Below are 12978 nucleotides of genomic sequence, written 5' to 3'. Positions count from 1 at the left end.
GCTGGTCCTGATCTGCGCCGCCATCCTCTACGCGACCTACCTGTTCGCGACCGGCCGGCCGGGGACCTCGTTCCCGATCCCGGGGCTGATCCTGGCCATCCTGGTCCTGATCTACGGGTTCGTCTCCTCCAAGACCATCATCGGCCGCCACATCTACGCCGTCGGCGGCAACCGTCACGCCGCCGAGCTCTCCGGCGTCCAGTCCAAGAAGGTCAACTTCCTGGTCATGATGAACATGTCCATCCTGGCCGGCCTGGCCGGCATGATCTTCGTCGGCCGCTCCACCGCCTCCGGCCCCTTCGACGGAGTCGGCTGGGAACTTGACGCCATCGCGGCCGTCTTCATCGGCGGCGCCGCGGTGACCGGCGGCGTGGGAACCGTAATCGGCTCGATCGTCGGTGGCCTCGTGATGGCTGTGCTGAACAACGGCCTGCAGCTCCTCGGCGTCGGCGCGGACCTCACCCAGATCATCAAGGGCCTCGTCCTCCTCATCGCCGTCGCCTTCGATGTCTACAACAAGAGCCAGGGCAAGAGGTCGATCATCGGCATGATGATGAAGAACTTCAGCCGCAGCAGCGAGTCCCGGCCCGAGGAGACCACATCCACCAAAGAGGTCATCGCCAGGGAGTCCTGAACGACTCTCCGGCCCCGAAACCCCTGATTCTCCGAACACCATCTATAGAAAGTGAACCAAGCAATGCAAATGATTGGTAAAGCAGGAAAGGCAGCAGCGATCGCTGCTATTGCGGCACTGGCGCTGACAGCCTGCGGCCGTGCCGACACCGGATCTTCCGGGAGCTCAAGCGGCGGCGAGGCGTTCCCGAAAGGCTCCGCAATCGGCGTCGCGCTCCCCCAGAAGACGAGTGAAAACTGGGTCCTGGCGGAGAAGCTGTTCAACGACGATCTCACCGCGGCCGGCTACAAGCCGGACGTGCAGTTCGCCAACGGCGGCGTTTCGGAGCAGCAGAACCAGATCAGTGCCATGGTCACCAAGGGTGACAAGGTCATCATCGTCGGTGCCATCGACGGTGCCCAGCTGGGCACCCAGCTCAAGCAGGCCAAGGATGCCGGCGCGACCGTCATCGCTTACGACCGCCTGCTGTTGAACACCGCGAACGTGGACTACTACGTGGCCTACGACAACTTCAAGGTCGGCGTGCTCCAGGGCCAGGCCCTGCTGGACGGCATGAAGGCCAAGAAGCCCACCGGTCCGTACAACATTGAGCTGTTCGCCGGTTCCCCCGATGATGCCAACGCGAAGGTCTTCTTCAACGGTGCCATGAGCATTCTCCAGCCGAAGATCGACGACGGCACGCTCAAGGTCGTTTCCGGCCAGAAGTCCTTCGAACAGGCCGTGACCCAGGGCTGGAAGGCAGAGAACGCCCAGCGGCGGATGGACACCCTGCTCGCCGGAACCTACGGCAGCACCACGCTTGACGGCGTGCTGTCCCCGAACGACACCTTGGGCCGCGCGATCATCACCTCCGTCAAGGCCGCCGGCAAGCCGATCCCGGTTGTCACGGGGCAGGACTCCGAGGTTGAGTCGGTCAAGTCCATCATGGCGGGCGAGCAGTACTCCACCATCAACAAGGACACCCGCGCGCTCGTTGAGCACGCGATCACCATGGTCAAGGACATCCAGGCCGGCAAGACCCCGGAGATCAACGACTCCAAGTCCTACAACAACACGGTCAAGACGGTTCCGGCGTACCTGCTGACGCCGGTCATCGTGACCAAGGACAACGTCAAGACGGCCTACGTCAACGATCCGGTACTCGGACCGATCACCAAGTAGCCTGACGCTTTTTCCTTAGGGCCCCGGCTCCCCCCGCAAGGGTGGGCCGGGGCTCTTTCGTGCCCCCGGGGCCCGGGCTCACAGGGATCCATAGCTGCGGCTCACCGAGGAGAGCGCCCGCAGCCGTGCGAGGGCGGGGCACCGCCGTGTAACCGGGTGCGGCGGACACCGCCCTGCTGCCGGGCGTGGTGAGAGGATGGCAGCATGACTGCCCCCATCGCCACGCCCTGGCTGTCAAGCCAACCCGACCAGGATCCGCGGACGGCCACCGGCGCCAGACTGCGGTGGGGCGTAATTGCCACCGGAAGCATCGCGGCCACGGTCACCAAGGACCTTGAACTCCTGGCCGACGCGGAGCTGTACGCGGTCTCTTCACGCAACCAGGCCGCGGCCGACGCCTTCGCGGCCGACTACGGCTTCGCAAGGGCATACGGTGACCAGGACGGCGTGGCCGGCTACGAGCGGTTGCTCGCCGACGGCGCCGTCGATGTCGTCTACGTCGCCACCCCCCACGCCCAGCACCATGCAGTTGCCCTGGCGGCCCTGCGGGCCGGCAAACACGTACTGTGCGAGAAGGCCCTCACAATCAATGCCCGGGAGGCCGCCGAGCTCGTGGACCTGGCCCGGGACAAGGGCCTGTTCCTGATGGAAGCCATGTGGAGCCGCTTCCTGCCCGGCATGCAGCGGGCGTTCGAGATCGCCGCCTCGGGCAAGATCGGCGAGATCAAATGGGTCGCCGCCGACCTGGGCTTCCCGGCCCCGTACTCCCCCACGTCCAGGCTCTGGGCGCCGCGCGACGGCGGGGGCGCCCTGCTGGACATCACCGTCTATCCCCTGCTTTGGGCACTCGGCACGCTCGGCTTCCCGCAAACGGTCACCGCCGCCGGCTGGCTCAACGACGACGGCGTGGACGCCCAGAACGCACTGACTCTGGGCTACCACCACGGAGCCCAGGCCCAGCTGACCTCTTCGCTCCTGGCTTATGGACCCCGCACCGCCACTGTGGCGGGCAGCAAGGGGTTCCTGCAGAGCCTGGGCTCGGTCAATAATCCGAAGGAGCTGGTGGTGCAGGTCGGCTTCGACGAGCCGCGCACCGAGCGGTTCACCGTGGTGGGGCGCGGTTACAGCTATGAACTCCGAGAGGTGACGCGCTGCATCCAGCAGGGTCTCACCGAGAGCCCGGTCATGCCGTTGCAGGATTCACTCAACACCATGCGATTGTTCGACGGCGTTCGTGCCCAGTTGGGCGTGAGCTACCCGAACGACGTGCACTAGCCGCGGCGTCGAGATCGGGCCCGGCCGGAACCGCGGACCGGAGTTGCGGTTCGGGTTGGCGGTCCAGATGGGCCGTTCCGGCGGGCCGTTCCGGCGGGCCAAATTTGCCGGGGCTATGGACTCGCCCCTGCCTCCGGTCTTACGCTGTAGACCAATCGTCGAGATTTTTCGGGGAGGGGTGTTGCGCATGCGATCAGCAGGCAGCCCTTCCCCCATGCTCCGGGTCCTGCGCCGGGTGCTCCTGGCTATCGCGGCCGGGCTGACGTGGCTGGCCCTCTCCGCAGCCACCGCCAGCGCCGACGAACTCAAGGTTTCCGCCGCCGTTCCAAGCGCTTCCGACACCACTGTCGCGGCCATGATCCGCCTGCCGATGACGGACCAGGAGTTGACCCCCACGCCCACCCCGACGGTCCCGCCGCCCGAGTCCGCTGCCCCGACCCTGCCGGCCCTGGCTCCGTCCTTCCCRCCCGCGTCGCCGCCGGTGGCGCCACTGCCGCAACCCGTCGTGGCCCCCGCGCCGCGCGTCGTTCCCGCACCGGCACCGCCTGTCGTTCCCGCGCCCCCGGTGGCTGTGGTACCTGCGCCCCCCGTGGCCGTCGTGCCGGCACCGCCTGTCACCCAGACCCCGCCGCCTGCCCCGGTACCGCCGGCAACGAAGCCAGCCGACCCGCCCGCGGCCCCCGCCCCCGCACCGGTTCCAGCCCCGGTGCCGCCGACGACCGCACCGACCGACCCGGCTGCACCTCCAGCACCGGGCCTTGGCGGCCTCCCGGGCGTTCCGATCGTGCACCCGTCGCCGCAACCCACGCCGCCCCCGGCGGACAAGCCCGTCCCCGGCACCCCGCCGCTTCCTGGCCAGCCCGGCCCCGTCACGCCGGTCCCACCGGCCCAGCCCGCGCCGCCGGCAACACCGCCCACCCCGGCCCCCGCGCCCGAGCCTGACCCCAAATCCATCCCGGTGACAGCCCCAGCCCCGGGACATCCTGGCCCGGTAGCGCCTGGTCCGGCCTCACCGGTACAACCCCTCGTGCTGCCGCTGTCCGCCGTGTCGGCTGTCTCCCCGATCGCTGATCCGGCCCAAGCCTGCAGCCCCGGCGCCTCAGGACAGCCGCAGCGTCTGTTGACCGGTTCGGGCTTCGAGGCCTCGGTGCGCCCGGCCTATGGCCCGGTGCTGGTGCTGCCACAACCGCAAGGCGCGGGGACGCCCGCGGCCTCCCCGCCGGCAGGCAACCCCGCCCCCGCGAGCCCCGCTCCCGGCAACGGCACCCCTGCGTCGCCGGGCGGCGGCAATGACGGCCCGCGTCCTTGGGGTGGTGGCACCGGACTGCCGGTCCCCAATGCCCTGCCGCCGACGCCCGGAACGGGCTCCGGCAGTGGATCCACGACCAGCGGGCCGTCCGGTGCCGTTGCGTGGCTGCCGGGTTCGCTATTCATCATTCCCCCAATGGGCGCCGACCCCATCAGCGGCCCGTTACAGCACATCCATCCTGCTGTCTCCGCTGATCCCGGATCTTCTCCTGACTAGAAGGGCCGTTCTCTGCCGTTTTACTGCGCAGAGCACGGTCCTTTGGGCTGCCACGTGCGCCCGCCATCAGTCATTCAGGAGAAGTTCCCATGGACCCCACAGTCCGCGGCCGGTCAACCGGCACCCCCGTTTCGCATAGGCGCACCGTCTCAGCGGTGCCCGCGGCCGGGCACCTGCCGTCACACCCCCCAACCCTGCGGCTTCACCGAACCCAAGTCATACCCCCGCCTGCGGACCGTCCGCCGTAACGCGCGTCCGTCCGTGCCCAGGTTTCACTACCGCCGGAGCGAAGTCGTTGGATCCGCTGGGGGATTCAACGGCCTCACAGGCTCCGGCGACAATCCCTTCCTACCCGTGAAAGGTGGCTACAGACCCACACCTGGCATGAGAGCGGTACCGCCCGCGTGGGCGACCGGTACCGGACCCGTATTATTCTTTAGGGGCGCCATCACGGCGCCAACGGGAACGACGGGGGACATCGTGGACGCTTCGCCCAATGAGGTGACGACTGAGGTTCTGAGCGGCCGTTACCGTCTGGGAGAAGTCATCGGCCGCGGCGGCATGGCGTCCGTGTACTCGGCCCGGGACGAGAACCTGGGCCGGGACGTGGCGCTCAAGCTGTTCGCTCCGCAGTCCGCCGATGTAGACGAGCTCAAACGCCAACAGGCCGAGATCGAACTGCTGGCCACCCTGAACCACCCGAGCCTGGTCACGCTCTTCGATGCCGGCACGGACACCCGGGTGCCCGCCGAGCCCCGGCCATTCCTGACCATGGAACTCGTGGAAGGCCAGGACCTTCGAAGCCGGGTCCGTCACAGCCCGGTGCCTTTAGACGAAATCGCCGTCATTGGTGCGGGTCTCGCGGACGCCCTCGCCTACGTACATTCCCGCGGCATCATCCACCGCGACATCAAGCCGGCCAATGTCCTGCTGGTGCAGGTTCGGCCAGGCGAACCCGTGCGGCCGAAGCTGACCGACTTCGGCATTGCCAGGATTGTCGACGGGAACCGTCTCACCGCCACCGGAACCATGGTGGGAACAGCGGCCTACTTGAGCCCGGAGCAGGCCCGCGGCGCCGACATGGGCACGGCCAGCGACATCTATTCGCTCGGTCTAGTGCTGCTGGAATGCATCACGGGCGCGGTGGAATATCCCGGGAGCGCCGTCGAATCGGCAGTGGCCCGCCTGCATCGAGCCCCAGTCGTCCCAGCCGGCGTACCGGCCGAATGGGCCCAGCTGATCAGGGCCATGACCGCCCTGGATCCCATGGATCGTCCGACCGCAGCCGAACTTGAGGCCGCACTGCGCCAAGCTCTGGTCTCCCCCGACTCGTCGCCGGGCCTCCTGGCCGAGGAGCGCACCCGTGTCCTGCCCGCACCGCCGGCCCGGCCGCCGCGCTCCGGCGCTGCGCTGTCCGCGCACTACACTGCACGCGGCAGCGCCCGCGGCACCGCACGGCACACTGCCCCCGGCCTCGGGTCCACCGACGAGGATCCAACGCGCCAGCAGCACGCGCTGACGCCGGACACGCTAAGCCAGGACGCACGGGCAACCCGTCGCGGGCGAGGCTTCATTTCCCGTGGGCTCACCCGGTTCCGCTCGGCGCGGCGCCGCACCAGGGTCGTCGTCGTCCTGGCCGCCGTCGCTCTCATTGCGGGCGCTGCCGCCGTCGCAGCCTCCCTCACCCTCGCCGCCCCTGAACAGCCCGCCGTCGTGCCCTACCCTGCCGTTACCGGCGAGCTCGGCGACCACCTGAAGCAGCTTCAGAACAGCGTGCAACCATGAACGCGTCCAACAGCCCTCGTTGGCGCGGGGCTCTGGCCGGAACCTTGCTGACAGCCACCTTGCTGGCCGGTTCGCTTGCCGGCTGCGCGGGGCCGGCTCCCGAACTGGACGGTGCAGCGGCCGGGCAACTCCAGTCCCAGGTTCTCGCCGTCACCGAGGCTGCGGCCACCGACGACTCCGCCGGCGCCCTGAAACTGCTGGACGAGCTGGTCTCCAGGCTCGACGCGGCAGCTGCGGACGGCAAGGTGTCCTTCAAACGCCACCAGAGCATCAAGACTGCCATCGACGCCGTCCGGGCCGACCTCACGGCTAAGGTGGCCCAGCAGCAGGCCGCAGCCGCGGCTGCGGCAAAGGCTGCCGCCGACCAGGCCGCTGCCCAGCAGGCGGAAGCCGCCGCCGCGCAGGCCGCCGCCGCGCAGGCTGCCGCCGACCAGGCTGCCGCCGACCAGGCAGCGGCGGCGCAGGCACCGGCGCCCGCCCCCGCGAACCCGGGCCAGAACGGCAAAGCCAAGGGCAAGGCCAAAGGCGGCGGCTAGGAGCCTGACCTCACTGGCCCGTCTCGCTTGGCTTGGGCCGGCGTCAATCCATCGGCCGCTTTCCGCTACCGAACTGCACGCCGGGCTTTCGCTGTCGGCCGGATCCGGCTAGCTTGGACAGTCAGGCCTGAAGCAGCCTGACCATTTCCGAGCGAGCATCCGAGCACTTGCACCGACCTTGTATCCGTCCCCTGAAACGATTGGCAGGTCCGCAGCCTGCCAGCCGAAGGAGTGAAGCAAGCATGGCAACAGTCCAGGAATCCATCGACGTGAACGTCCCCCTTAGCCAGGCCTACAACCAGTGGACCCAGTTTGAGGATTTCCCGCAGTTCATGAGCGGCGTCGACGCCGTCCGGCAACTCGATGACGCGACCGTCCACTTCCAGACCAGCATCGGCGGGGTTAAACGCGACTACGACGCCCGGATCACCTGCCAGACCCCTGACCGGCAAGTCTCTTGGGAGAGCCTGGACGGTCCGCGCAACGCCGGTACCGTCCGCTTCACGGAGCTCGGACCTACGGAAACAAAGGTCGACGTCGAACTCGTCTGGGAGCCCGGCTCCGCCACAGAGAAGATCGGGTCGGCGGTCGGGCTCGACTCCCGGCAGGTCGGGGCGGACCTGAAGCGGTTCAAGAAATTCATTGAGGGCCGCGATTTTGAGACGGGCGCCTGGCGTGGTCGCGTGGACGACGGCGACGTCGCAGCGCACGCACCCGCGGAGCCGCTGCTGACGGACACCGGCTACGATGTGGTCGGGCCCGGGCGGACAGCCGGCACCGACCCGGATTTGGCCACTGAACCGGCCTTCGACGGCGGCGCCGCTAACGCGGACCGCGACCGGCGGGCCTCCGACCGCTGACCCAGGACCCCGTTTAACGCCGAAGGGCGCACCGGGATTTTCCGGTGCGCCCTTCGGCGTATTGGAGCTAGCCGTTGTTGGGACTAGCCCAGCAGGGAGAGCACTTCGCTGAACTTGGCCGAGGGGCGCATGACCGCGGAGGCCTTGGCTTCGTCCGGACGGTAGTAGCCGCCGAGGTCCACCGGGGAGCCCTGGACGGCCAGCAGTTCGCCCACGATCGTCTCCTCGTTGGAGCTCAGCGACTCGGAGACGGCGGCGAAGGCTGCTGCCAGCTCGGCGTCGTTGGTCTGGCGTGCCAGCTCGTCGGCCCAGAACTTGGCCAGGTAGTAGTGGCTGCCGCGGTTGTCCAGCTCGCCGGCCTTGCGCTTCGGGGACTTGTTCTCCAGCAGGAACGTGCCGGTGGCGCGGTCCAGGGTGTCCGCCAGGACCTGCGCACGGGCGTTGCCCGTGGAGGTTGCCAGGTGTTCGAAGCTGACGGCGAGGGCCAGGAACTCGCCCAAGCTGTCCCAGCGCAGATGGTTTTCCTTGAGCAACTGCTGGACGTGCTTGGGAGCGGAGCCGCCGGCGCCGGTCTCAAACAGGCCGCCGCCGTTGATCAGCGGAACGACCGAGAGCATCTTGGCGCTGGTGCCGAGCTCGAGGATCGGGAACAGGTCGGTGAGGTAGTCACGGAGCACGTTGCCGGTGACGGAAATCGTGTCCTCGCCCTTGCGCAGGCGTTCGAGGGTGAAGGCCGTGGCCTCGTCCGGGGACATGATTTCCAGCTGCAGGCCCTCGGTGTCGTGGTCCTTGAGGTACTCCTCGACCTTGGCGATCATCCGGGCGTCGTGCGCGCGGCCCTTGTCCAGCCAGAAGACGGCCGGGGTGGCGGAGGCGCGGGCGCGGGTTACGGCCAGCTTGACCCAGTCGCGGATCGGCACGTCCTTGGTCTGGCAGGCGCGCCAGATGTCGCCGGGGGCCACCTGGTGTTCGATCAGCACGGTGCCGGCGTCGTCGACCACCTGGACGGTGCCGGCGGACTGGATCTCGAAGGTCTTGTCGTGGCTGCCGTACTCCTCGGCGGCCTGGGCCATCAGGCCGACGTTCGGGACCGTGCCCATGGTGGTCGGGTCGAAGGCCCCGTGGGCGCGACAGTCATCGATGACCACCTGGTAGATGCCGGCGTAGCTGCTGTCCGGCAGGACGGCGAGCGTGTCCGCCTCCTGGCCGTCGCGGCCCCACATGTGGCCGGAGCTGCGGATCATGGCCGGCATCGAAGCGTCGACAATGACGTCGGACGGCACGTGCAGGTTGGTGATGCCCTTGTCCGAGTCGACCATGGCCAGCTCGGGGCCGTCGTTGAGGCCCTTCTTGATGGCCGCTTCGACGTCGCCGCGGATCTCCTCGGGGAGGTCTTCGAGGCCGTTGAGGATGGAGGCGAGTCCGTTGTTGGGGCTCAGGCCCGCGGCAGCGATCTGCTCGCCGTAGGTGGCGAAGAGATCGGAGAAGTACGCCTTGACGACGTGGCCAAAGATGATCGGGTCGGAGACCTTCATCATGGTGGCCTTCAGGTGGGCGGAGAAGAGCACGCCCTCTTCCTTGGCCCGGGCGACCTGGGCGGCGAGGAAGGTGTCCAGCGCCGCGGCGCGCATCACCGTGCCGTCGATGACCTYGCCGGCCAGCACGGGGAACGCGCGCTTGAGGACCTTGACCGTGCCGTCTTCCTTGACCAGCTGGATCTTGATGTTGGTGTCCGCCTCGATGACCACGGACTTCTCGTTGGAGCGGAAGTCGTCGGCTTCCATGTGCGCGACGTTGGTCTTGGAGTCCGGGCTCCAGGCGCCCATCGTGTGCGGGTTCTTGCGGGCGTAGTTCTTCACCGAGAGCGGCGCGCGGCGGTCCGAGTTGCCCTCGCGGAGCACCGGGTTCACGGCGGAGCCCTTGATCTTGTCGAAGCGGGAGCGGATGTCCGTCTCTTCGTCGGACGCCGGGTTGTCCGGGTAGTCCGGCAGGGCGTAGCCCTGTTCCTGGAGTTCTGCGACGGCGGCCTTCAGCTGCGGCACGGAGGCGCTGATGTTGGGCAGCTTGATGATGTTGGCTTCGGGCTTCTTGGCAAGGTCGCCCAGCTCGGAGAGGGCGTCGCTGACGCGCTGCTCCTCGGTGAGGTAGTCGCCGAAGGCGGCGATGATGCGGCCGGCTAGCGAAATGTCGCGGGTCTCCACTTCCACACCGGCCGTCGAAGCAAACGCCTCGACAATCGGCAAGAACGAATAGGTGGCCAGCATCGGCGCTTCGTCGGTGTGGGTATAGATAATCTTGGCCATTGCTCGGGCATCTCCCTGAAAGTCTGCGGAAATCTTGTGTATCTCAACGGCTCTAACTTACCCGAGGTGGCCGCCTTGGCGCCTATCCGGGACGGGCCCCGGCAGGCGCATGACACCGCGGCGGGCCTTAGACGGGCCAGGACTCCCCCAAAGCGCGCCTTGTCAATTATTGACAATTAACTTTACAGGTTCGTCAAGGTCGCGTAGTTTCTAACCCATCACGGCTGCTGGCCACGGCTGGCCGCTCCGCATCCTTCCGGTTAGGACACCCATGCGAACACCTAAGACTCTGGCCACCAGCCTCCTCAGTCTCTCCGCCGCCGCGCTCCTGGCGGTCAGCGCTGCCGGTACGGCCAGTGCCGCACCGGCACCGGCGAAGGTGCCGACGTCGTCGTCGGAGGTCAGCAGTCACAGCGTCGACGACGGCGGCTCGGCCGACTACTGGACGGCGGAGCGCATGCGCGGCGCAATTCCGGGCGACGTGCTGGCGGCGAAGGCCGTGGAGCGCGGCAGCAAGGCCAAGGCGGCCGTGAACCGGCCGGCTGGAGCGGGCGCCCCTGCCAAGGTGGAGGGCACCACGCCCACTGCGCAGGCCACGCAGCTTCAGACCAAGGCGAACGCCAGCGAGACCCCGGTCAAGCACATCGGCAAGGTCTTCTTCACCCTCCGCGGCTCCAACTATGTCTGCTCCGGGAACTCTGTGACCTCGTCCAACAAGAGCACCGTCTCCACCGCCGGCCACTGCGTCAACGAGGGCCCGGGCGCTTTCGCCGCCAACTTCACCTTCGTTCCGGCCTACCTCAACGGCTCGGCACCCTACGGCAAGTGGACCGCCAAGGCGCTGTACACCCCGACCCAGTGGAGCTCCGGCGGAGACATGACGTACGACACCGGCTTCGCCGTGATGAACCCGCTCAACGGCAAGTCGCTCGCCGACGTCGTGGGCTCCTCCGGCGTGCAGTTCAACGCCGCCCGGGGGCTGAGCTACAAGTCGTTCGGCTACCCGGCGGCGCCCCCGTTCAACGGCGAATCCTTGAAGAGCTGCAGCGGCACCGCCAAGAACGACCCCAACAACCCGCAGTTCAACGCCCAGGGCATCCCCTGCAACATGACCGGCGGTTCCTCGGGCGGGCCGTGGTTCATCGGCTCCAGCTCCACCGGCTACCAGAACTCGATCAACAGTTACGGCTACGGCAGCAACTCCACCACCATGTATGGACCGTACTGGGGCTCCGTCATCCAGCAGGCCTACAGCACGGCTGCCGCTTTGTAGGGACTCGTCCGCGCCGGGCTAGGGCCCGGGTCGGCGGTTGCCCGGGCCGGGGCGGGGCCGGGCCCGGGTCGGCTTGGCATCGCGGTGGGTACCCGGTCCCGCACCGATCCACTTGCGAGGAAGGAGCAGGACAGCGCGGGGTCACGTGCCGCCATCCCCTCGACGGGGCGGCAAGCGACCCCGCGTTTCCGTGTGCACAGCTGGTGCCCGCCCGCCCGTCGGCATCCACGGGACATGCCCTCCCCCGGGGTCGGCCAGTGAACATAGGGCCTATATGCCCACTCCTCGGCGCCAAGAATGAGCATGTCCCACGGTGTCAGGGGGACATGCCTTGCCCTAGGTTCGAAGAATGAGCATGTCCCCAGGTGCCAGCGAGCGCGCCCACCCCTCGGCGCGAAAAGTGAGCACGTCCAGCGGGGCCGTGGACTGCGCCCAGCCCGCCGCGACGCATGAGCCTGTTCCAAACCACAGAGCCGGGCCGCTGCACGTTAGCCTGGACATGCACTTCGCCCGGTCCGGCGAGTGGACATAGTCCCTGCATGCCCACTCCTCACTGCCAAGAATGGGCATGTCCCAAAGTGCCGCGCTCTGTGCTCTCCCTTGGCCTCGAGAACTGAGCATGTCCCAAGGCGCCGCAGCCTGTGCTCTCCCTTGGCCTCGAGAGCTGAGCATGTCCCAAGGCGCCGCAGCCTGCGCTCTCCCTTGGCCTCGAGAGCTGAGCATGTCCCAAGGCGCCGCAGCGTCCGCCCACCCCTCGGCGCGAAAAATGAGCATGTCCCGCGGACCAGGTGGCGATTCCCACCCCAACAGCTGCAAGCGGCACATGCGGCACGAGCCTGCGCAAAAATGGGCATGCCCTCCCCGTGCAGGGAGGGCATGTCCACTCTTGGCGGCAACCGCGGGCAGAACCCAGACGCGAGCACCCCGGGCGCGGGAACCTCTAGTGGAAGAAGTGGCGCGCGCCGGTGAAGTACATCGTGATGCCGGCGGCGTTGGCTGCGGCGACGACTTCCTCGTCGCGGACGGAGCCGCCGGGCTGCACCACGGCGCGGACGCCCGCGTCGATCAGGATCTGCAGGCCGTCGGCGAACGGGAAGAACGCGTCCGAGGCCGCGACGGCGCCCCGGGCCCGCTCCAGCGCGCCGGTGGCGCCTGGCTCTGCCTGAACGGCGGCCGCACCGCCGGCACCCTCGACGTCGGACTCCACGGCTACGCCCAGCGTGTTGGCCCGTTCGACGGCGAGCCGGCAGGAGTCGAGCCGGTTTACCTGGCCCATGCCGATGCCGACGGCGGCGCCCTCGGCGGCGAGCAAGATGGCGTTGGACTTGGCCGCGCGGCACGCCGTCCAGGCGAAGACCAGGTCCGCCAGCGTGTCGGCGTCGGCGGCTTCACCGGCGGCGAGGGTCCAGTTGGCGGGGTTGTCTCCGTCGGCGTCGACCTTGTCGGCGGCCTGGACCAGCATGCCGCCGGAGACCTGGCGGAACTCGGTGGGGTAACGGCCGTAGCCCTCGGGCAGGGTGAGCAGCCGGATGTTCTTCTTCTTGGCGAGGATCTCCACGGCCTCGTCCTCAAAGCCCGGCGCGATGACGACCTCGGTGAAGATGCCGGCCACGGTCCGGGCCATGC

9 protein-coding genes and 1 pseudogene are annotated in these 12978 nt (G+C 68.3%); 8 read left to right on the top strand and 2 right to left on the bottom strand.

Translation table 11 applies throughout. The annotated features are described in order from the left end of the window. The 7 genes from AB4Y86_RS02845 to AB4Y86_RS02815 all read left to right on the top strand — a co-directional run. Positions 1-634: ABC transporter permease subunit (locus AB4Y86_RS02845; protein WP_441399920.1), on the top strand; the 634-nt coding region annotated here is incomplete at its 5' end. A gap of 63 nt (positions 635-697) precedes the next feature. Beyond that, positions 698-1795 carry a substrate-binding domain-containing protein gene (locus AB4Y86_RS02840; protein WP_441399919.1) on the top strand — a complete coding sequence of 366 codons (1098 nt, stop codon included), beginning with the start codon at positions 698-700 and terminating at the stop codon, positions 1793-1795. Positions 1796-1999: 204 nt separating this feature from the next. Further along, positions 2000-3070, top strand: coding sequence for a Gfo/Idh/MocA family protein (locus AB4Y86_RS02835; protein WP_441399918.1), 1071 nt, complete (start codon positions 2000-2002; stop codon positions 3068-3070). A 187-nt stretch (positions 3071-3257) separates the two neighbouring features. Next, positions 3258-4595 carry a hypothetical protein gene (locus tag AB4Y86_RS02830; protein ID WP_441399917.1) on the top strand — a complete coding sequence of 446 codons (1338 nt, stop codon included), beginning with the start codon at positions 3258-3260 and terminating at the stop codon, positions 4593-4595. A gap of 480 nt (positions 4596-5075) precedes the next feature. After that, the gene (locus AB4Y86_RS02825) at positions 5076-6380 is read left to right on the top strand and encodes a serine/threonine-protein kinase (protein ID WP_441399916.1); all 1305 of its coding nucleotides are present in this window, start codon (positions 5076-5078) and stop codon (positions 6378-6380) included. Continuing rightward, positions 6377-6916 (top strand): mucin-associated surface protein, encoded by a 540-nt coding sequence (locus tag AB4Y86_RS02820; RefSeq protein WP_441399915.1) that lies wholly within the window; start codon positions 6377-6379, stop codon positions 6914-6916. Before AB4Y86_RS02825 ends, AB4Y86_RS02820 begins: the two co-directional genes overlap by 4 nt. Before the next feature lie 242 nt (positions 6917-7158). Further along, the gene (locus AB4Y86_RS02815; protein WP_441399914.1) at positions 7159-7776 is read left to right on the top strand and encodes an SRPBCC family protein; all 618 of its coding nucleotides are present in this window, start codon (positions 7159-7161) and stop codon (positions 7774-7776) included. Positions 7777-7859: 83 nt separating this feature from the next. Here AB4Y86_RS02815 and AB4Y86_RS02810 read toward each other — a convergent pair whose 3' ends face one another. Continuing rightward, on the bottom strand, positions 7860-10079 hold the full coding sequence (locus AB4Y86_RS02810; protein ID WP_441399913.1) for an NADP-dependent isocitrate dehydrogenase: 2220 nt from the start codon (positions 10077-10079) through the stop codon (positions 7860-7862). Between the two features lie 271 nt (positions 10080-10350). On the opposite strand from AB4Y86_RS02810, the gene AB4Y86_RS02805 reads away from it, so the two are divergent. Then, positions 10351-11352, top strand: a complete 1002-nt coding sequence (locus tag AB4Y86_RS02805) for a trypsin-like serine peptidase (protein ID WP_441399912.1) — start codon at positions 10351-10353, stop codon at positions 11350-11352. 940 nt (positions 11353-12292) lie between these two features. Here the strand turns inward: AB4Y86_RS02805 and purH are convergent. After that, a pseudogene (purH, locus tag AB4Y86_RS02800) lies at positions 12293-12978 on the bottom strand (bifunctional phosphoribosylaminoimidazolecarboxamide formyltransferase/IMP cyclohydrolase); the annotation flags it as partial.

Origin of the sequence: Arthrobacter sp. 2YAF22_2 (genome assembly GCF_052114645.1) — a bacterium.
In the GTDB taxonomy this organism is placed as follows: domain Bacteria; phylum Actinomycetota; class Actinomycetes; order Actinomycetales; family Micrococcaceae; genus Arthrobacter.
The sequence above is the reverse complement of the archived record's forward strand: the minus strand, read 5'-3'. Positions and strand labels throughout refer to the sequence as shown.